General features: G+C 37.9%; 21 protein-coding genes. 1 reads left to right on the top strand and 20 read right to left on the bottom strand.

Going from position 1 to position 20,919, the window contains the following annotated elements; translation table 11 throughout:
• Position 1 precedes the first annotated feature (1 nt).
• From A9Q68_RS00400 to A9Q68_RS00305, 20 genes are all read right to left on the bottom strand, one after another.
• Positions 2-1,480 carry a sugar ABC transporter ATP-binding protein gene (locus A9Q68_RS00400; protein WP_071792672.1) on the bottom strand — a complete coding sequence of 493 codons (1,479 nt, stop codon included), beginning with the start codon at positions 1,478-1,480 and terminating at the stop codon, positions 2-4.
• Between the two features lie 15 nt (positions 1,481-1,495).
• The gene (rbsD, locus tag A9Q68_RS00395; RefSeq protein ID WP_071792671.1) at positions 1,496-1,894 is read right to left on the bottom strand and encodes a D-ribose pyranase; all 399 of its coding nucleotides are present in this window, start codon (positions 1,892-1,894) and stop codon (positions 1,496-1,498) included.
• Positions 1,869-2,780 (bottom strand): ribokinase, encoded by a 912-nt coding sequence (locus A9Q68_RS00390; RefSeq protein ID WP_071792670.1) that lies wholly within the window; start codon positions 2,778-2,780, stop codon positions 1,869-1,871. Before A9Q68_RS00390 ends, rbsD begins: the two co-directional genes overlap by 26 nt.
• Positions 2,777-3,757, bottom strand: coding sequence for a LacI family DNA-binding transcriptional regulator (locus A9Q68_RS00385; RefSeq protein ID WP_071792669.1), 981 nt, complete (start codon positions 3,755-3,757; stop codon positions 2,777-2,779). Before A9Q68_RS00385 ends, A9Q68_RS00390 begins: the two co-directional genes overlap by 4 nt.
• 204 nt (positions 3,758-3,961) lie before the next feature.
• Positions 3,962-4,795, bottom strand: a complete 834-nt coding sequence (rhaD, locus tag A9Q68_RS00380; protein WP_071792668.1) for a rhamnulose-1-phosphate aldolase — start codon at positions 4,793-4,795, stop codon at positions 3,962-3,964.
• A gap of 1 nt (position 4,796) precedes the next feature.
• On the bottom strand, positions 4,797-4,994 hold the full coding sequence (locus A9Q68_RS00375) for a hypothetical protein (protein ID WP_071792667.1): 198 nt from the start codon (positions 4,992-4,994) through the stop codon (positions 4,797-4,799).
• Between the two features lie 17 nt (positions 4,995-5,011).
• Positions 5,012-6,352, bottom strand: coding sequence for a PTS galactitol transporter subunit IIC (locus A9Q68_RS00370; RefSeq protein WP_071792666.1), 1,341 nt, complete (start codon positions 6,350-6,352; stop codon positions 5,012-5,014).
• Positions 6,353-6,364: 12 nt separating this feature from the next.
• On the bottom strand, positions 6,365-6,643 hold the full coding sequence (locus tag A9Q68_RS00365; protein ID WP_071792665.1) for a PTS sugar transporter subunit IIB: 279 nt from the start codon (positions 6,641-6,643) through the stop codon (positions 6,365-6,367).
• Positions 6,644-6,663: 20 nt separating this feature from the next.
• Positions 6,664-7,116 (bottom strand): PTS sugar transporter subunit IIA, encoded by a 453-nt coding sequence (locus tag A9Q68_RS00360; RefSeq protein WP_071793699.1) that lies wholly within the window; start codon positions 7,114-7,116, stop codon positions 6,664-6,666.
• 21 nt (positions 7,117-7,137) lie between these two features.
• Positions 7,138-9,093, bottom strand: a complete 1,956-nt coding sequence (locus A9Q68_RS00355) for a BglG family transcription antiterminator (RefSeq protein ID WP_071792664.1) — start codon at positions 9,091-9,093, stop codon at positions 7,138-7,140.
• 130 nt (positions 9,094-9,223) lie between these two features.
• Complete coding sequence (locus A9Q68_RS00350) at positions 9,224-10,267, bottom strand: SepM family pheromone-processing serine protease (RefSeq protein ID WP_071792663.1); 1,044 nt, start codon at positions 10,265-10,267, stop codon at positions 9,224-9,226.
• Entirely contained in the window at positions 10,254-10,745 is a 492-nt protein-coding gene (gene coaD / locus A9Q68_RS00345) for a pantetheine-phosphate adenylyltransferase (protein ID WP_071792662.1), read from the bottom strand. The genes A9Q68_RS00350 and coaD overlap by 14 nt, the downstream gene beginning before the upstream one ends.
• Complete coding sequence (gene rsmD, locus A9Q68_RS00340) at positions 10,735-11,274, bottom strand: 16S rRNA (guanine(966)-N(2))-methyltransferase RsmD (protein WP_071793698.1); 540 nt, start codon at positions 11,272-11,274, stop codon at positions 10,735-10,737. The genes coaD and rsmD overlap by 11 nt, the downstream gene beginning before the upstream one ends.
• Positions 11,275-11,394: 120 nt before the next feature.
• Entirely contained in the window at positions 11,395-12,387 is a 993-nt protein-coding gene (gene asnA, locus A9Q68_RS00335; RefSeq protein WP_083426008.1) for an aspartate--ammonia ligase, read from the bottom strand.
• 180 nt (positions 12,388-12,567) lie between these two features.
• Positions 12,568-13,518 (bottom strand): carbamate kinase, encoded by a 951-nt coding sequence (arcC, locus tag A9Q68_RS00330; protein ID WP_071792660.1) that lies wholly within the window; start codon positions 13,516-13,518, stop codon positions 12,568-12,570.
• A 16-nt stretch (positions 13,519-13,534) separates the two neighbouring features.
• Positions 13,535-14,866 carry a dipeptidase gene (locus tag A9Q68_RS00325; RefSeq protein WP_071792659.1) on the bottom strand — a complete coding sequence of 444 codons (1,332 nt, stop codon included), beginning with the start codon at positions 14,864-14,866 and terminating at the stop codon, positions 13,535-13,537.
• A 33-nt stretch (positions 14,867-14,899) separates the two neighbouring features.
• Positions 14,900-16,396: a YfcC family protein gene (locus A9Q68_RS00320; protein ID WP_071792658.1), complete on the bottom strand. Its 1,497-nt coding sequence runs from the start codon at positions 16,394-16,396 to the stop codon at positions 14,900-14,902.
• A 325-nt stretch (positions 16,397-16,721) separates the two neighbouring features.
• A complete protein-coding gene (argF, locus tag A9Q68_RS00315; protein WP_071792657.1) occupies positions 16,722-17,735 on the bottom strand; it encodes an ornithine carbamoyltransferase in 1,014 nt (337 codons plus the stop codon).
• Between the two features lie 333 nt (positions 17,736-18,068).
• Positions 18,069-19,301, bottom strand: a complete 1,233-nt coding sequence (arcA, locus tag A9Q68_RS00310; protein WP_071792656.1) for an arginine deiminase — start codon at positions 19,299-19,301, stop codon at positions 18,069-18,071.
• Positions 19,302-19,586: 285 nt separating this feature from the next.
• Positions 19,587-20,264, bottom strand: a complete 678-nt coding sequence (locus A9Q68_RS00305; RefSeq protein WP_071792655.1) for a Crp/Fnr family transcriptional regulator — start codon at positions 20,262-20,264, stop codon at positions 19,587-19,589.
• 150 nt (positions 20,265-20,414) lie between these two features.
• On the opposite strand from A9Q68_RS00305, the gene A9Q68_RS00300 reads away from it, so the two are divergent.
• Positions 20,415-20,888 carry an arginine repressor gene (locus A9Q68_RS00300; protein WP_071792654.1) on the top strand — a complete coding sequence of 158 codons (474 nt, stop codon included), beginning with the start codon at positions 20,415-20,417 and terminating at the stop codon, positions 20,886-20,888.
• The last annotated feature ends 31 nt before the right edge of the window (positions 20,889-20,919 follow it).

Here is a 20,919-nt window from a genome sequence, read left to right as displayed (position 1 = left end):
CTTAGTTTCCTCCTGTTGCTAATTGCATGACTTTTTCTTGTGTCGCTTCTTCTCGGCTTAACTGGCCTTTAATCCGTCCTTCATGCATGACCATGATGCGGTCGCTGACGCCAAGTATTTCTGGTAAGTCAGATGAGACCATGACAATTGGAACTCCACGTTCTGCTAGTTCATTCATCAATTGATAAATCTCACGTTTGGCACCGACGTCGACGCCTCGGGTTGGTTCATCTAAAATGAGCACTTTGGGAGCTATCCCAATCCATTTGGCCAAAACAACTTTTTGTTGATTTCCACCTGATAGGTTGCCGACGGGCAACTGCGGACTTCCAGATTTAATCCGTAATCTGTCAATTAATTGTTGGCTAAAGGTTTTACTGGTTTTCTCATCAAAGAATCCTTTTTTACTAAATTCCTTGGTGCTTGGTAAGGTCATATTATCTTGGATTGAAAAATCTAAGATTAAGCCCTCGTCCTTACGATCTTCGGTCAGGAAGCCAATGCCTTTAGCGATAGCTTGAGCTGGATTCTTAATGTCCACTTCTTGCCCGTCAATGATAACCGAACCAGCTTTTTTGGTATCCAATCCAAATAAAGCCCGCATCACTTCCGTCCGACCAGCTCCCATTAGCCCTGAAAAGCCGAGGATTTCGCCTTTATGGACTGAGAAAGAAACATCCTCAAAGCCCTGACCACTGAGATTTTTGACTTCAAAGGCGACGTCACCAATTGTAGCTGTCTTTTCTGGGTAGAAATCATTTAGCTCACGACCAACCATTTTTTGCACCAACTGATGGGGGTTGGTCTCTGCTGTTGGCACCGTATCAACCACTAAGCCGTCACGCATAACGGTTACCAAATCGGTAATTTTGAAAATCTCTTCCATCCGGTGAGAGATATAGATAATCCCTACGCCCTCATTTTTCAAACTTCGAATCACTCGGAAAAGATTGCCCGTTTCCCGTTCGGTTAAGGCAGCGGTTGGTTCATCCATAATCAGGATAGAAACCTTGGTCAACAGACATTTAGCGATTTCAATCATCTGTTGTTGCCCAACTGAAAGTTCGCCAATGGCCTTATTTAAAGGGATATCAACCTCTAGTCGTTTGAAAGCTTCTTTGGCCTTTAAGGTCATTGTTTTTTTATCTAAGATTCCGAAGCCTTTTTTGATTTCACGGCCCAGGAATAGATTATCAAGGACCGACATCTCAGACCAGGTATTCATTTCTTGGTGGATAAAAGAGATCCCAAATTCTTCCGCTTCTTGTGGGTTAGCAAAGGTCATTTCCTTACCATCAATAAAGATTTGGCCAGATGTTGCCGGAAAGAGTCCTGTCAAAATATTCATTAAGGTCGATTTGCCGGCGCCATTTTCTCCCATTAGAGCATGAATTTGGCCAGATTCAATACTTAAATCAATTTTTTCTAAAACCTTATTGTTTCCAAACGATTTGGAAATATCTCTCATGTCAATTTTCATGATGATAATTCCTTTCTATATGGTAACCCCTGATTGCAAAATGATATTGGAATAAGGCGTATTTTCACCAGTTCGAATAACAGTCTTAACCTCTTTATTAAGCTCTTTTAAGTCCTCGTGGCTAACATACTCAACGACCACTTCTGGTTCCAGCTTAGCTAAAACAGCCTGCAGTTGTTCAGGATTAAAGCTTTTGATTTCCTCTGCCAAAATAACTTTTTCAACCTTGATATTTTCTAGATAAATATCAAGTAAATCTTGAAAACTTGGTTTACCCGGCACTAAGGCTAAATCAATTTTAGGAACACCAACTGGTACCGGAAGACCTAAGTCCCCAATACAAACGCGGTCTGTGTGTCCTAAATCAGCTGCTAGTTTAGCTAAGTCACTATTCAAAATTCCATGTTTCAACATATGCTGGGTGTCCTTTCATTTCTTCAATTGTTGGCATACCACCTTGTGCTCCAAATTTTTGGACGGATAAATGGGAGGCCAGAGTAGCAAATTCTAAAGCCTGGGCAATATCCAGTCTTTTTGATAAGCCCATTCCGAATGCGCCATTAAAGGTATCTCCTGCCCCTGTTGTATCAACAGCTTCAGTTTTGATTGCAGGAATGAGTTTAATCTCTTGACCATCACAATAAGTTGAGCCTTTAGTACCCAAAGTAACAATCAATTGATTTGGATACTCTTTTAGCAAGTCATCAAGCTGGCGCCCTGGGAAGAGTTCTTGACACTCATGTTGGTTTGGTGTCATGAAGGTCACATAGGGTAGCATTTCCAGATCAGTTTCGCGTGATGGAGCTGGATTATAAAGTATTTTTATGCCTTTTTCCTTACAGAATTTGGCGATGGCCAGATTCTCTAGATGAGGAATTTCATTTTGGAGGATGACTAATTCAGCATCGGCAATCACATCCCATTCCTCAGTCCATTTGGATGTGTCAACCAGACCATTAGCACCTGGACAGTAAATAATCCGATTGTCTTGCTCAAACAAGGTAATCTGAGCAATTCCAGAAGATGATGGTACCGTTCCCACATGATCCACAAAAAGATTATTGGCCTTAAGATTGTCTAATAAAAGTGGACCAAAGGAATCATTTCCGACAGCACCCATAACGGTAATCTGATCTTTCTCAGAGCTTAGGCGGCCGACAGCCACTGCTTGATTAGCGCCCTTACCGCCAGGAACCATGGAGAAGGACTGTCCGAAAACAGTTTCTCCCTGGTTGGGGACCCGGTTAGTGACCATGACTAAATCCATTGAAATACTTCCAATGATGACGATTTTACTCATATATTACTCCTTATAGTTTCCCTTTCGACATAGTGAACGGGTAATTTAATCCGTTCTTCTTCGATTGGGAGATGATTGGCTATTTTATAAACTAATTCTGCGGCATAATGCCCCATGCGATAGGAAGCTTGGTGGATAGTTGATAATGACGGGTAGATGAATTGACTCATTAAAATGTCGTCATAGCCTATAATTTGAACATCCTCGGGGATGCGCAAGCCACGTGAATGCAGTTCGTGGATGTAAGCAATGGCATGGATATCTGAAGGTGCGATGATGCTATCGATTCCCACAAACCAATCCAAATTGCGTCTTGCTTCGGCTTGAATCTGATCAAAATCAAAGCTGGAACTGTCACAGATGCGAACATCGACCTTTTTACTTTTCAGGAACTGGAGACTGGCTTTAAAACGCTCATTGATATTGTCGGCTTGATCCAAAGGTCCACGGATTAAGAGGACACGATTGGTTCCGGCCTTCCAAACAACTTCCGCAGCCAGGCGACCACCTTCTTGACTATCAGAAAAGACGCCATAGCGACTATCTTTATCAACCCGGTCAACGACCACAACTGGAATGTCGATTTCCGGATGGTCCTTGGTAAAGTCATGGGTTGTGATAATGCCGGCAGCCCTATTCTGCAAAAGGACTTTAAGGTACTCTTCTTCTAGCGTTTTGCTGTCAGAAATATTACCAAGCATGACCCGATAATCTTTTTCTTTCAAAAAGACTTCTGCCCCACGAGCTAGTCGTGGAAAGAAGGGGTTGGAAATATCTGGTAGCAATAAGCCCACCAATTGATTCCGATTTGTTTTTAAGGATTGAGCAATAACGTTTGGACTAAAATGCAGTTTTTCAATAGCCGCTTTAATCTTTTCACGCGCATCTTCTGATACGTAACCGTTTTGCGAAATATAACGAGAAACTGTTGACTTTGAAACGCCTGCTTCTTCAGCCACTTCTTTAATCGTAGACATTTTTGACTCCTTCCCAACATTTTATGGAACCGTTCTCACATTTGTAATTGTAACCGTTTTCTTTTTGGCTGTCAAGACCTAACTTTTTATTTTGCATCATATTTTTTAAATAATGGTCATAATAATATTTTTCAGTCATTCCAGTCCTGTCGCCTATTAGAATGTCAAAAAACTTCCAGAATAATCTAGAAGTTTTTGGAAATCTTAATCCTCTAAATAGCGACTCTTAATATTTAGAGCATGGCAGATTTCTAGGAGGTTCTCTTTTGTTAAGGTATTGAATTCTGATAGTGGTTTTTGGCGGATATTTTGTAAATCCAAAGCAAGTTTGGCAGCTTTATCAGCAGTTTCAATAAGACCAAAACAATCTTGATAATCAACACCAGTTGATAAGACCCCGTGTTTTGCCCAGACAACAAGGCGTTGACTAGCCAATTCTCTTGCAGTATCCATACCAATTTGTTTGGTACCGGGAACTTCCCAAGGAAGAACGGCAATGCCATCTGGAAAAACAATCAATGATTCCGTTAATACTGACCACAAATCAAGTGTCAAACTGCGACTCGTAACCTCATTTAACAAGGAGTATAAAACTAAGTTAGTCGCATGATTATGAACCACAACCCTTTGATTATGATCTTTCTCGAGACGCGCAGAGTGAGCTAAGATATGCATAAAGATTTCACTGGTAGGACGTTTGCCCTCATTAAATCCAGCTACTTTTACATAACCATTAGCTGTTAATCGGATTATTCCTGAATCGTTAGCTGGCTGATTTTTCAAGTGGCGGAAATGACTCCAAGAAGCTGAAATTAAGAGGTATTGCCCTTGCATATTTTCTGGAATAGCCATTACTTCTACTTCTGGTTCATTGTCATGCCAGATGTAGTCTGTCTCTGCTAAATCTTTAGTCAAATGAGTAATCTCATCTTCCTTAAGACGGTAACTGACGTTACCACCATTATATTCATCCCAACCTTTTTTCCACATGTCATAGGTTAACTCAATTAAACCATTTATATATTCTGGATAATTCATCTTACTTCCTTTCTTTTCTTAAGGTAAATTGCTGGCGCTTAAGAGCTTGTTTACGATCCCACTCTTCAAAGAGATTCTTACGTTTAAGAAACAAACTGAGCACGAGTAGAATCAAAGATAGGCCTAAATTGTGACAAATAAGAGCATAAACAAGGCCTAAATAGCTTGCTAGAATTAAGAACTGATAACGTTTTGTCACATCAAGACCTCCATTAATTATGCTTCAAAACTCTGATTGTATTTTTTACGATCTTTTAATAACCAAATATAAAGTCCAATCCAAAGAGCAAATAAAAGAATTGAAATAATATTGCCATTAAACATTGTTGCTAAGAGATAGCGTAAATCTGGACCTTCAAATGATGACCATGAAACCATACCATGCGTTGCTTTTTCTAAAGTACCTGTTTCACGCGCAAGACGTGTCATGTAAGGTGTGAAGTAGGTAGCTCCGTATAAGAAGAGAGGTGTTGAAATAAGACCATGGATAATCATACGAAGAACATTACCATTAGTTAGCAACAATGCACCAACTACGAATGACAAGTTAATAATACCAGCAAATGGTAAAACGATATTGTGAGGTAAGATAATAGCACCAATTAATAAGAATGGGATAGTCATGATAACTGCTACCCAAAGTTCATTACGGCCACCAAGGATTGGCCAGTCTAAACCAATGTAAACTTCCCGGTCTTCAAACTTCTCACGCATAAATTCAGATACGGCTTCAGAAATTGGTGATAAAGCTTGTGAGAATAGTTTAGAAACCATAGGGAATAAGGTTAGGGCAGTTGCTGCTTGAACAGCTAAAGTTAAAGCATACTGAACACCGTTTCCTGATGCAAACCCAAGTGCTAAACCGATAATGGCACCCATAACAGAGTTTTCACCAAAGACCCCAATTTTTTCTTTTAGAGTATCTGCATCGAACTGCTTGTTAAGAACTGGAATCTTTTTCAATAATTCATCAATTGGATGTAAAAGCACAGCAATCAACGTGATAAAGTGAGGAACTGTTACACCAGGAATTCCAGTTAAACGTTCCACTTCAGGTGCAAAAGCATCCCCCAATTTCAATTCAAGAACAATAATAATAGCTGCTGCTAAGAAACCAAAAATAACATTGTTAGTGAAGTAAGTGACGATAACAGCTGTAAAGATTTTATTCCAAACATTCCATAAATCGACATTAAGGGTTTTGGTTTGATTAGTTACCAGCAAGAGGAAATTAATTCCTAGTTGAAGAGGGAACATTAGGAAGGCATAAGGCCAAGCCCATGAAATAGACGCAGCTCCTGGCCAACCAATATCAACTGCTGGTAAAGATAATCCAGTGTTGGTTGTTAAATCATTTGCTGCTGCACCCATACTAGTCATGATGAAATTAACTAAAATGCCCATACCGGTGAAGGCAATCCCTAAAGTCAAGGCAGATGTAAAAGCATCCCTAAATTTCATCTTCATCAAGAGACCAACAATTAACATTAAGAATGGAACAAAAACAGCTGCTCCTAAATCTAAAATATACTGAATAACGGTTTTTAAGATATCCATCTTCTACTCCTCTTACTGATTAATAAAGGCAACAATTTTGTCTAGTTCTTGCTTTTGTCCCATGCCTGTCAAGAAAGCAACGCCATTAAAGACAGGAATACCATAGTCTTTTTTAGGTTTAACAATTGAAATATAGGCATCTGCATTTTTGATGAACATATCCAATGATTTCATATCAACGGCTTCGATTTCGCAAGGAACTCCAGCTTCTTTTAAAAGTCGGCTGACTTTTGATGCAACAGTCTGTGATGTTGCTACACCTGATCCACAAGCTACAATAATACGTTTCATAATTTTTTCCTCCAAAAAATTTATTTTTTAAATAAGTGATACAAGTCTTCTTCTGATTTCGCTTCCTGTAATTGGTCTAGAAATTCAGAATCACCAAAGATTTCCATTAATTCCACAAGCAGTCCCGTCTGTTTATGAGGCTCTGTAATGCCCAAAACAATCACATAGGAAACTTGGACAATTTCATCATCCGTTCCCATTTGAATGAAAGGAATTGTTTCCTCCAGTTTGTTGATGTATAAAAATGGTTTTTTGACATGCTCGGAATAAGTATGTGGGATAGCGACTGCTACTTCCTCTAACTGCAAACCCGTTGGAAAATCGCCCTCTCTTTTAATAATGGCCTCTTTAAAGCTATCTAAGACATAGCCTTTTTCAAATAGATCATCTGACAAAAGTTCTAAGAGGTGACTTTTGTCATTAGCTTTAAGGTAAAGATTAAGTAAATCTTCACGAACAAGCTGTTCTACAATTTCGCTCATATAGACTCCTTTTTAATAAATAACTTCTTTAAACAAATTACATAATAGGTTTTCTTTATTTTCAGAACTCCAAAGGGTATCAATGTAATCTTTGCTGTCTATTTTGGCATAGATGCTAATTAAGGCTTCTCGATACAAGGCAACTTCTGCACTTTCAATAGCTATTAACATAATAACCTTGACATAATTGACTCCCCATTTAATGGGTTTATCTAATGTTAATATGATTAATTGTGACTTCTTAACCTCTTCTGGATTAGCGTGGGGGAGTGCTATTCCTGTGTAAACACTGGTATTACCTAGGATTTCTCGTTTAATAATTGATTTTTTGAATCCAAAATTTGACTGATTGTCAGGATGGGCTAGTGAAACCATATAGTCAATACATTCTTTTTTTGTTTTAAATGGTTTATTCAGATAGATAGCATTATCCAACAAACGTTCTATCATAGATTGGATAATCATGTCATTATTTTGCAAATGAGTCGTCATCTGGTTGTTGCCTTGAGAAAAATTAGCATATTGCGTTTGAACCATTTGCAACTGTTGCGGTGTAATTACACTATTTACAAAGATAAATGGGATTTTTAAATCTGAAATATCAACGGAACTGATGACCAAATCAGTCTCAGCTAAAGTCAGTTTCTTTAAATCATTGATTTCGATAGCTTGAACACTATCTAATGGTGAGATAATTTTACGTAACTGAACCATAATTAATTCTGAAGTCGCTAAATGATGGGGACAAATGACATAAATTTTAATTGGCTTCAACTTACGTTCAATAGCCACTTCAAAATGAATGGTTAAAAAGGATACCTCAGCATCATTCAAGTGCACTAAGAATCTGTTTGATAGTTCTTTCGAAGCTAACCAGACTAAATTATAGAGAACACTATATTGTGTCTTGATGACTTCAGTGGTTTGGTTGGAGATTAAAACCTTATTCTTTAATCGATAAATCATCGGTTGAACATGAATTAATAACATTTTCTTAAGATGCTGATCATCATTCAAGTCTAAATTAACAAGACGACTAACCTCACTAATTAAATCGGTCACGGCTTCTTCAAATATTTTATCTTTGAAATGGTCGTCACTGATATAACCAATTGCTATCAAGGCCGCCAGAGTTGCCAAAATTTCATTTTGAGGTAAGATATCATGAGGTAAAGCATAGATGGCTGATAAGAATTCTGTCGCTAATAAATAGATTTCATAATCTTGAACGCTGGCAAAATCACTAACATTTATGCGGTCAATCAGTTTACCATTTCGGAATCTATAATTAGAAATACAAGCATCGAGTATAAAATACCATTTATAGACATCACTCACTTCAAAATGATATCGTTTCGATAAAAGGCTTAATTGTTCTTCAATCATTATGAGGTCATCTTTGTTGAAAAATTTGACTAAATTTTGAAAGGATAACTCTTCATCACGTTTTTTGATTCTATCGCTGATGGCTTGACGCAAAAATTTTCGAATTTCGGATTCTTTCCCATTCAGAATGACCTTGCCCTGACATTTATCAAATGTAATGCCATAATCATTGGCCAAAGGGACTAATTTTTCTAAATCTCTTTTGACAGAGGCTTCACTGATAAAATGATCTAGAGCAAAATCTAAAATGTCAATCTGACAATCTCCAAATGCTAATTCCTGTAGCAATTCAAGCTCACGACAATCAGAACTTGATTTAAATTCACCACTCGTTTGCAATCCAGTTTCTTTCAAATAGGATAAAAGTTTTTGCCCATCATTTTCACTGATATCCAATTGAATACCAAGGTGAGGTCTTTTTTCAATAGCTACTTGATAATCTTCCAACATAAGATTGAGACTTTGAACATCTTTATAAATAGTCTTTGTAGAAACATTAAACATTTTTGCATAATAGGCAGCAGTCTGAAATTGATCCTGAGCAATCAGATCTCGTAATAAGCTAATTTGTCTGTTATTCATATGAACTCCTATATGTAATCGCTTACAGTTAATAGTATAGCGGACTCATTTTTTTATTAAAGTCAAAAAACTTCCAGAATAATCTAGAAGTTTTTGATTGTTTATGAAAGCTTTCGTTTATTTTAAACCTTTATTTGGTTTTTTGAAGGTATGCGATGGCTTCTTTGACATTTTTGACTGGGACGATTTTCATCTTAGTTTTGAGCTGTTTGGCTGCTTTGAGTGCTTCCTGATAATTGGTTACTGCCTTTGGATTGGCTTTTTTGACCCGTTTATCAACGGGATTGTTTGGGACAAAGAAGATTTCTGCGCCTTCGTTGGCTGCTGCTACGACTTTGAGGCCAGCTCCACCGATATCTCCTACTTTCCCATCTTGATCAATTGTACCTGTACCAGCAATATTACGGCCTTTACGGAGGTCTTCTTTATTGATTTGATCTAGAATATCTAATGTGAACATAAGACCAGCACTTGGTCCGCCAACTCCCTCGGTTGAAAAGACAATTTTCTGATCGGTGTGGACTTTGGTATGGTCTGTTAGGCCAATCCCGATACCATTCTTTCCATTTTTCAGTTTAATGACTTTTCCACTTTTGGATTTCTTTTCTTGTCCAGAGGTGTATTGAACAGTGACTTTATCACCTAATTTTAGGCTAGAAACATATTTGACCAGGTCAGCTGAACTCTTGAATTCTTTCTGATTAACGCCTGTTACTGTGTCGGCAATATTCAAGACCCCGTGGAAGCTAGAGTCCTTGCTCACGTCTAAGACGTAAACCCCTAGGTAGTCTAGAGAAACTGGCTTACCGGCTAATTTTAAAGCCTGATAAATAGCCCCATTTTGAGAGGTCTCCATGTAAAATTGGTTGATTCGCATATAGTCCGCATCGCTATAGCCCCCAGTTGTGTCCTCGGCTGAGGAAATCTCAGTGAAGGGTGTCACCCAGGCATAGAGAATTTGAGCAAGACTGGCCCGGCTAAGAGTGACAGCTACGAAATTGTAAGAGCCTTTTTCTTTATCCTTTTGGTTGTTAACTTGCAGGACAGAGCGGATATCGTAGGCGCCTCCTGGCATTTCAACATAATAAGGTAGTGGGAAAAAGAGGGCAAAGAGGATGGCTACTACTGCTAAAAGGCTAATCAGCCACAATTTTATGGATTTAAGGATTTTCATTCATTCGCTCCAATTGATCGATAACAGATTGAGGGACCAATCCTTCAATCGAAGATTTAAAATGCACCAGTTCTTTGACCCGACTGGATGAAATCGGACTCATAGTATTACGGGCAATAAGGTAAACAGTGTCGATCGAAGGTTCCAAACGGTGATTAAAGTATTCCAAATTGGATTCATACTCAAAATCGGTCGGGTTACGAAGGCCACGAACCATATGTGTCACATGGAGGTCTTTAGCTAAAGCAACCGCCAAGCTGTCTTGGGCAGATACTACTGTAACATTGTCTAAATGCTCTAAAGCTTCCTCCAACATCCGCATGCGCACGTCCAAATCAAAGTACCCCTTCTTATCGGGATTGAAAAAAACACCCACGTATAAGTGGTCAAAGAGCTGACTGGCTCTCTCAATAATATCCATATGACCGTTGGTCACAGGATCAAATGACCCTGAATAAAGTCCGATTTTAGATGACATATACCGTTACCTTGCTAATTCCGTAAATTTTTTCTTTCCAGATACCGACTGATCCTATTTCCTCAGGCAGTTGGACAGACTTGTCCGTTTCACAAACAATCATGACCTGAGGACTGAGCAAGCCGCGCTGATCCAATTCCTCTATGGTGGCCACAATTTCCTCCTTAGCATAAGGAGGATCTAAAAAAATCAAATCAAAAGGTTGGTCAAACTGCAACAAAGCCTGCCTAGCATCCATTTTCAATAGCTTAAACTGACTCTCAGCCTTGGTCATTTTGATGTTTTCGTGGATAATGGCTTGCGCACCGCGGTCTCTTTCCACCAGAATAGCTTGAGACATTCCGCGAGAAACGGCTTCAATAGCCAAGCCTCCTGAGCCAGCAAAAAGGTCTAAAACCCGACCCCCATCAAAATAAGGGCCAATCATATTAAACATCGCACCTCGAACCTTGTCCGAAGTCGGTCTCGTTGTTTTTCCTGGGAGGGTCTTAAGCGGACGCCCACCAAATTCACCTGATACAATTCTCATAAATTCTATTATAGCAGAAATAAGTTCACTTCCAAGTTTTTGCACCAAAAAATAAAGACAACTACAAAATAAAAAAGTGAGGACAAAATGCATTGTCTCCACTTAAGATAAGAACTAATCTTATAAAATATTTTCGTAAGTTTCACGAACGTCTTGAGGCCAAACAGATGTTTGAACTTCCCCAATATGTTTTTTACGAAGCAAAAACATGGCCATCCGTGACTGACCAATACCACCACCAATAGATAATGGGAAAAGGCCGTTCAACAAAGATTTATGCCAATCAAACTCCAAACGGTCAAAGTCTCCTGTAATAGCTACTTGTCGTTTCAAGGCATCTTCATCCACGCGAATACCCATAGAAGACAATTCAAAGGCAGATTTAAGTTGCTCATTCCAAACTAAAATATCTCCATTTAAACCATGGTAACCATTTTCAGATTCACTTGTCCAATCATCGTAATCTGGTGCACGGCCATCATGTGGATTACCGTCTGGTAAAACACCACCAATACCAATTAAGAAAACGGCACCGAATTCTTTAGTAATGGCATTTTCACGTTCTTTAGGCGTTAAATCTGGGTATTTAGCAACTAATTCTTCCGTATGGATAAAGGTAATCTTTTTAGGTAAGACAGCTTCGATATCATAACGTGCTTCAACAGCTAACTCAGTTAGGCGGATGACTTTATAGATAGTCTCAACAGTTTCTTTTAAATAGGAAATATTACGTTTACCGTCTGGAATTACTTTTTCCCAATCCCATTGATCGACGTAAACAGAGTGGGTTTGGTCTAAAGAATCCTCATCAGGGCGGAGAGCTTTCATATTGACAACAAGGCCTTCTCCTTCATTGAATCCAAAACGCGCCAAGGTGTGTCGTTTCCATTTGGCTAAAGAATGGACAACTTCAAATTTTGCTTCTGGAATTTTAAGAACATTAACGGATACGGGGTTTTCGATACCTCTTAAATTATCTTGCATACCGTCCCCGACCCGACTTAAAATTGGGCCTTGCACTTCAACAACGTCAAGCTTTGCAATTAAATATTGCGTAAAAGTATTTTTAACAAAAGAAATTTCCTCTTGTTGATGAATAAAGCTTTTCTTCATAGCTCCTCCTTTTTTTATTTTTTCTGACATGGTCAGGATTCTCTATTTTAAGGGACTTTCACTCTTAAAAATTAAAAATATAAAGCTAATTATACACTTAAAAGGGTTAAAAGAAAAGGCTAAATTTAGAAAATTTAGCCTTTATTGACACTTTTAATAACTTATTAATTTTAGCAAAAATTAACCAGCGATAATGTGAGTTCCAGCATTTTCAGAAAGAACTTTGTCAATGTTTTCAAGTGAAGTGATGATTGCTTTTGCTTCTGGTTTGTTTTCGACGAAAGCAATTGCTGCTTCAACTTTTGGTAACATGCTTCCTGGAGCAAATTGATTTTGTCCAATGTATTCTTTCATTTGAGAAACTGTTACTTCTTCTAATTTTTCTTGATCAGGTTTGTTGAAGTTAACAAAGACGTTATCAACACCAGTTAAGACGATGAACATATCAGCATCTACAAGTTCAGAAAGTGTTTGTGAAGCGAAGTCTTTGTCGATAACGGCTTCAACACCAGTAAGAACTTTAGTTTCTGGATCTTCGATAACTGGCACACCGCCACCACCAGCACTGACAACAACAACGCCAGAGTCAACTAAGCTACGGATAACGTTAACTTCTTTGATGCCAACTGGTTTTGGAGAAGGTACGACTTTACGCCAACCACGACCAGCATCTTCTTTAAAGTTAGCGCCAGTTTCTTCCATTTGTTTTTTAGCATCTTCTTCAGAAAGGAATGGGCCAATTGGTTTAGTTGGGTTTTTGAAAGCAGCATCGTCTTTATCAACAATAACTTGAGTTACAACAGCAGCAACGTCTTTTTCAATACCTTGAGCTTTAAGTTCATTGTCAAGAGCGTTAACAAGCCAGAAACCAATTGAACCTTCAGTCATAGCCACACAAGTGTCTAAAGGCATTGCAGGGTTCTTTTCAGAATCAGCTGCAGCTTGTTGTAAAAGTAAGTTACCAACTTGTGGTCCATTACCGTGAGTAACGATAACTTCGTTACCATCTTGGATTAATTTAACAAGTGATTTAGATGTTGAAATCAATGCTTCTTGTTGTGCTTTAGCTGAAGCATCAGTTGAAAGAATTGCGTTTCCGCCTAAAGCGACAACAATTTTTTGTTTAGTCATACGATTAATTCTCCTTTTAAGTCGTTAGTCGTAAGATGGTCTCGGCATAAATATCCATAGCACGATAAGCATCTTCTAACACGATATTTTCATTTTCTTGATGTTCTGTTTGGATAGAATCTGGGAACATTGCCCCATATGCCACACAATTAGGCATAGTTCTTGCAAAAGTTGCGCCACCAGATGAAATAGCTGGACTCATATCACCCGTTTTTTCCTGATAAACAGACATTAGTGTTGTCACTAATTCACTATCAATAGGAACATAAAGCGGTGCTAAGTAGTCAAACTCTTCATAAGTTAAACCGTAAGCTTTTGCAGTTTCAGTTAATTTAGCAACAAGTTGATCCTTGTCAGCTAAGACTGGAATGCGAATGTCTAACCGAACTTCTGTTAAATCAGCATTCATGGTTAAACCAGCAGCATTGAATGAAAGAATTCCTGAAGGCTCATCTTCGATAGCACCAAAGATATTCAAGCCTTTACCGTCTTCTTCGACAACATTAGCCAAGAAATCGATAGTCGGTTCGTCACAATGAGGTGCTAAGGCTTTTGCTAGACGAATTAAGGCATTAATACCATGTGGAGCGTCTTTAGCATGTTGGGCTAAGCCGTAAACAGTAATCTTGTCTTCTTTTAAGACATATTCAAATTCAAGCTTGTCTAATTCTTCTTTTACTTTTTCTAATCGGTCCCCTTGATAGCTTGCACGAGCAGGAACAATATTATAAGCGTTGCCAATTTCAAGATTCAAAGCTTTGCTTCCAGGACCAGTTAATTTGGCCTGTAACAAGCCTTTTTCAGCGTAAATTAGCGGGAAACTTGAATCTGGAGCGAAGCCATAGGTGGCTTGTTCTTCACGCTCATTATAACGGTTCATACAACGCCATAGGGTTTCCTCGTCAGTTCCAAAGATAAAACGAATCCGTTTGTTAAAAGTAACGCCCGCATCCATTAAAGCTTTGACCGCAAACAAGGCCATCATTGAAGGTCCTTTGTCATCCTGAGTACCGCGACCATAAAGTTTTCCGTCTCTCTCAACACAATCAAATGGATCTGTTTTCCATAAAGAGCGGTCCCCTTCTGGGACAACATCTAAGTGACAAAGAATCGCCAACATTTCTTTTTGATCACCAATTTCAGCGTAGCCATAGTAGCCTTCAGGATCAATAACTGTTTTAAAACCGAGACCTTGGCAAAGTGCAAGGGTATGTTCTAAAACATCTTGAATGGCCTGACCAAAAGGAGTGCCGTTCTCCCCTTCTGCACAAACAGAAGGGAAGGCTACGACCTCTTTAATCGCTTTGACACAAGCTGCTTGGTGTGTTTCTGTAATATAGGTTTTCATTTCTATACCTCCATATTACCTGGTGATTATTAATTAGCTAAAGAATGTAGCTACCATTAAGATTGCAACGCTGGTTACAACAACGATAACCATATATTTAGCAACGAATTTCCACCAAGTTGGAAGGTCAATTTTACCAATTGCAAGAGCACCCATACAGATAGCTGATGTTGGTGAAATCATGTTAAGAACACCTGATGCTGATTGGAATGCAGTGATAACAAGGTGAGCTGGAACATGTGAGAAGTGACCTAAAGGTGCCATGATACCCATTGTAGCTCCAGCAAGACCTGAAGTTGATGGGATTAAGAATGACATTGGTAAGTAGAATAAGTAAGTTAATAATACGAATACTTGTGAAGATAGACCTGAAAGTCCTTTTTCACCCCAAGAAAGGATAGTTGATGTGATCATACCATCATTCATGATAACTTGGATACCACGAGCAACCGCACAGATGATTGCAACGCTAAGAAGGTCAGCAGCACCTGCGATGAATGAAGAAATGAAGTCATCTTCAGACATTCTGTAAACCATTGCTACTAAGATACCCATCATGATGAAGAGCATAGTGATTTCAGGGAAGTACCAGTAACCCATTGGAAGTGCAGATTTACCAATAAGAGTTCCTAAAACTGGAAGACCAGTCAACCATTTATTGAAGTCTGTAAAGATCATGATGTTGAAGTTTTCCCAAGGGATTAAGCTTAAGATCATGATTAAGAATGTAATAATGAACAACCAGATAACATGTTTTTGAGCTTTAGTCATATCCATGTCAGTGTTTTGTAATTTAAAGATTTCTTTGTGTTCAGCCATTTTATCGGCAATCAAAGATTTGCTTGGGTCTTTTTCAATTTTGCTAGCATAGCTATAAACAAACCAGATTGAAATTGCTACTAAAACAACCCATTGGATCAAGCGCCAAATCATACCATCAGCAATTGATACACCCGCAGCATCAGCCGCAACACCAGTTGCAAATGGGTTAATTGTAGATGCTAAACATCCAATTTGAGAACCAATCAAGATAATCGCTACGGCTACAAGCGTATCGAATCCAACGGCAATCATTACTGGAATAAGTAATGGATAGAAGGCCATTGTTTCTTCACCCATACCGTAAGTTGATCCACCTAGGGCAAAGATAGGAATCAAAATAGCGATAAGCATTTTTTCTCTACCTTTGTTGCCTTTAACAATTGATGCAATACCTTGGTCAAGGGCACCAGTTTTGTTAACAACACCAAGGAATCCACCTACCATAAGGATAAAGAATGAAACTTGGATAGCACCATCAGTTTTGTCAGTTCCTAACATCCCACGTACAGGAGCCATGAAGATATCATAGATCCCTTGAGGGTTTGATTTCACAGCATGATATGTTCCAGAAACTACGCTACCATCTTTAGCTGTATCGTAAGCACCCGCTGGAATAAACCATGTTAATACTGCCATCAAAGCAATAATAAGGAAGAGAACTGTGTAAGAAGAAGGAATTTTAAAACCCCGTTTTTTTTCTTCTGTCATGATATTTACCTCTTTTTTTTAATTAAAAAAGTCGTTCAAGTTCCGGTCAAGGTCGCCAGAACCAGAACGACTAATTTTTAGTAGTTACTTTGTTACGTTAATTATAAGGAGTTTATTTTTACATTGTTACATTAGTTATAAGGAGTTAAATAATGTAGTTCTTTAAGCATAAGGAGTTACTTAAAGGAATTGTTAAATTGTTTTATAAATATAAGGAGTTATATAATGTGTTTTTTGACTTCAGACATTAGTAGATATCTTTAGTCATTTGATTGAAAAGTTAAATTAGTAAGTTTCGTATTAATTAGAGTAAACCGATTTAATCTTAAACTTTTGGAATGAAAAGATTTCCAAGAGTTGCTGCCATAACAGCTTTGATTGTGTGCATACGGTTTTCAGCTTGGTCGAAGTGACGAGCATATTTGCTACGGAATACTTCATCAGTAACTTCCATTTCAGATACGCCATATTTTTCTTCTACGTCTTTACCATAAACTGTTTTAGTATCATGGAATGCTGGTAAGCAGTGTAAGAAGATAAGGTTTTCGTTATCAGCTTTTTTGATAAGATCCATGTTTACTTGGTAAGGTTGAAGCATTTCAACACGTTCTTTGAATTTGTCTTCTTCACCCATTGATACCCAAACGTCTGTGTAAAGTACATCTGCACCTTTTACAGCTTCATCAGCATTGTCAGTTACAAGGATACGAGCGCCAGATTCTTTAGCAAATCCTTCTGCCAATTTAACGATTTCTTCTTCAGGGAATAATTCTTTTGGTGAGAAGATGTGTACGTTAACACCCATCAAAGTACCAGCTACTAAAAGTGAGTTAGCAACGTTGTTACGTCCATCACCACAGTAAACAAGAGTTAAACCTTCAAGTTTGCCGAAGTTTTCTTTAACTGTTAAGTAGTCAGCAAGCATTTGAGTTGGATGCCATTCGTCAGTAAGACCATTCCATACTGGAACACCAGCGTACTCACCTAATTCTTCAACCATACGTTGGCTGAATCCACGGAATTCGATACCATCGAACATACGTCCAAGAACTTTAGCAGTATCTTCAGTTGATTCTTTTTTACCAAGTTGGATGTCGTTTGCACCAAGGTATTCAGGGTGTGCACCTAAATCGATTGCTGCAGTTGTAAAAGCTGCACGTGTACGTGTAGAAGTTTTTTCAAAAAGTAAAGCAATGTTTTTGCCTTCTAAGTAGTGATGAGGAACACCACGTTTTTTAAGGTCTTTTAAGTGTGCTGCGAAGTCGATTAAATATTCGAATTCTTCGCGTGAGAAATCTTTTTCTGCTAGGAAATTACGTCCTTGGAATACTTGAGTCATTTTATTCTCCTTGAAAATGTTTTATTTGTTTCGATCTTGATAGAGATAAAGGCCAATAAACCCGCCTAATATAGCTGTAATTATAATAAAATTCATGTCGTTTTATCTCGTTACTAACAGATTGCGTCAAGGGAAATGAGAGAGATTCGGGATGGAAGCGCCCATATGAACCACTGCCCTTTCCCTAAACACAACGTGTTGATTTACTTAATGTAAAGGGACAAAAGTCTAAGTTGAATCACTCCTACTATTGTGAATGAAAGATACTGTATTTAATAGTAGAAAGATTTTAACACCAGCTTATGACTCCTTTGATTCTAATGAATTTCTAGATTATAGATCTTCACGTTCGAAAGGCATTGACATACAACGAGGTCCACCACGACCGCGAACTAATTCACTTCCTTCGATCTTAACAAGTCTTAATCCTTTAGATTCTAGAATTGCATTTGTGATTGTGTTACGGTTATAAACAACTACAACACCTGGTGCGATAGTAAGTGTGTTAGAACCATCGTTCCATTGTTCACGTCCAGCAGCAACGATGTTGTCACCACCACAACGGATCAATTCAACTTTTTCAACACCTAAGTTTGCTGCAAGAAGTTCTGCTAAATCGCCAGTTTCTTCAACAATTTTAAGTTTGTCGTTTTCATAAGTTACTGAGTAAACACGCAAGTCGCCTTCGATTTCTGGGTGAATTGTGAATTTATCATAGTCAACCATTGTGAAAACTGTATCTAAGTGCATGAATTTACGGTTGTTAGCAAATTCGAATGCCAATACTTTTTTGAAACCTAAGTTTTCTTTGAAGATGTTAACCAAAAGTTTTTCGATTGATGCTGCGTCAGTACGTTGTGAAATACCTACTGCTAAAACATCTTTAGAAAGAACTAACTCATCTCCACCTTCGATACGAGTGTTTTCGCTACGATCGTAAACCATTGGCACTTTTCCACCGTATTCTGGGTGATGAGTGAAAATGTATTTACCGTAAAGTGTTTCGCGGTTACGAGTTTCAGCAAACATGTGGTTTAATGAAACACCTTCACCGATAGTTGCGAATGGATCGCGAGTGAAGTAAAGGTTTGGCATTGGATCAATTGCGAATGGGTAATCAGATTCAACAAGGTCAGTTAAACCTTTTTCTTCTTCTGAGATTTCTGGAAGTTCAGATTTTTGAACACCAGCCATTGTTTTATCAATCAATTCTTGGTTATCTTCGATTGACATAAGCATTTCGCGGATTGCTTCTTTAGTTGCGCGTCCTCTGATGTTAGCTTCTTCAATATATTCGTCGATGAAAGATTTACGAACTTCATCATTAATAAGTGATTCAGCAGCTAATTTTTCAAGGTAAAGTACTTCAATGCCTTCTTCTCTAAGAGCTTGTGCAAATGCATCATGTTCTTTTTGAGCGTTTTCTAAGAAAGGAATATCATCAAACAATAATCTTTCAAGGTAGTCTGGCATTAAGTTTTCAATTTCTTTACCAGGTCTGTGGAGCATAACTTTTTTAAGTTTGCCAATTTCAGAATAAACATGAATCGGTGATTTAGCAGTCATAACTTTTAACCTCTTTCTAAAATATAAGATTTTGTGAATTCACATATCAAGATTTAGTAATCTTGCTTACATACATAGTTTACCTTTTAACAATATAAATTATGCGGTAAATTTCACTCTTAATATGTGAAATCGTTTACAGTTTTTATTCAAAATATGTAATTTTATAAAAATGTATCCGGTTTCTTGTAAGTTTTTTACATTTTTACGAAAAAATTAATAGTTATAAATTTTAAAAAAAGCAAAAAAAATATAAAAAACTTTAAAAAAGTATTTTATATTTTCTTAAGTATGTTTTAAAAAGTAGTCACGATCAATAAATGTTAGGTATTTGTTCTTACTTTCAACCCGCTTTTCCTTTTTCAATTTACTTAGGACATGACTGACAGTCTCTCTTGTCGTTCCACTCATGCTAGCAATATCAAGAGCTGTCAGTTGGAAAGGCAATTGATTATTGTCATCGCCCATTTCAATCAAGAGAATGGCTAAAAACTGAATCACTCTTTCACTAGCACTAGAAGTGATCATGTTGCGAACGCGCAATTCATGTAATTCTAAAAGTCTAGATAACTTACTGTAAAGGTGGATCATCTGTTTGGGATTATTTGCTGAAAATTCCTCAAATAAATCCGTCGGCAAATAATAATAGGTAACATCTGTCATTGCTACAACAGAAAAATGATATACTTCGTCCGTAAACATACCTCCATATGGGAAGATGGTTTCATGACGAATAAAATCTGTATATATAAAGGATCCGGTTTGATCCGTTTGTTCAACTTTGAAATAACCGGAAGTCACTAAAAAAAGCTTATCGCGCTTATCTCCCTCAAAAAACAATATATGGCCTTTAGGCACTTTACGGCGCTCCATTTGACCAACAATTTTATCAAATTCTTCAATGGAGAAAAACCTAAAATCATTTAATTTTCTTAAATATTGATAATCTTCTCTTCTAATCAAATGACACCTCCAATTTTCTCTATCCCTAGTATTTTATCACAAAGGTTCGCTTTTTGTAAGCGGTTCTATAAATTTTCTTTACAGGTCTATCGCTTTTTGTTATACTCGGATTAATTATTGAATAATTTTTTATAAAGGATAAGAGAAAAAATGAACAAAAAAGAAATCCGACATCAGCTCATTCGCTCCCTGATTTCCGAGACGACCATCCACACGCAACAAGAATTACAAAGTCGCTTAGAAAAAAACGGCATTCATATTACCCAAGCAACTCTCTCAAGAGATATGAAAGAATTGAACTTGGTTAAAGTTTCTAATGGTGAATCCACCCATTACGAAACCTTATCTATCAGTCAAAGTCGCTGGGAACACCGCCTGCGCTTTTATATGGAAGATGCATTGGTCATGCTCAAAATTGTCCAGAATCAAATTGTCCTAAAAACCTTGCCAGGACTAGCCCAGTCCTTCGGATCAATCTTAGATGCCATGCAAATACAAGAAATCGTCGCAACAGTCTGTGGTGACGACACCTGTCTGATCATCTGTGAAGACAATGAGGGAGCAAAAGCTTGTTTTGAGACCCTCAGCCATTACACACCACCATTTTTCTTCAGTAACAAATAAACCTTAACACATTGTTAAGGTTTTTCACATC

The sequence above is a fragment of the Streptococcus bovimastitidis genome (genome assembly GCF_001885095.1).
Taxonomy (GTDB): Bacteria; Bacillota; Bacilli; order Lactobacillales; family Streptococcaceae; genus Streptococcus; species Streptococcus bovimastitidis.
This window is presented reverse-complemented; position numbering and strand designations above follow the sequence as displayed.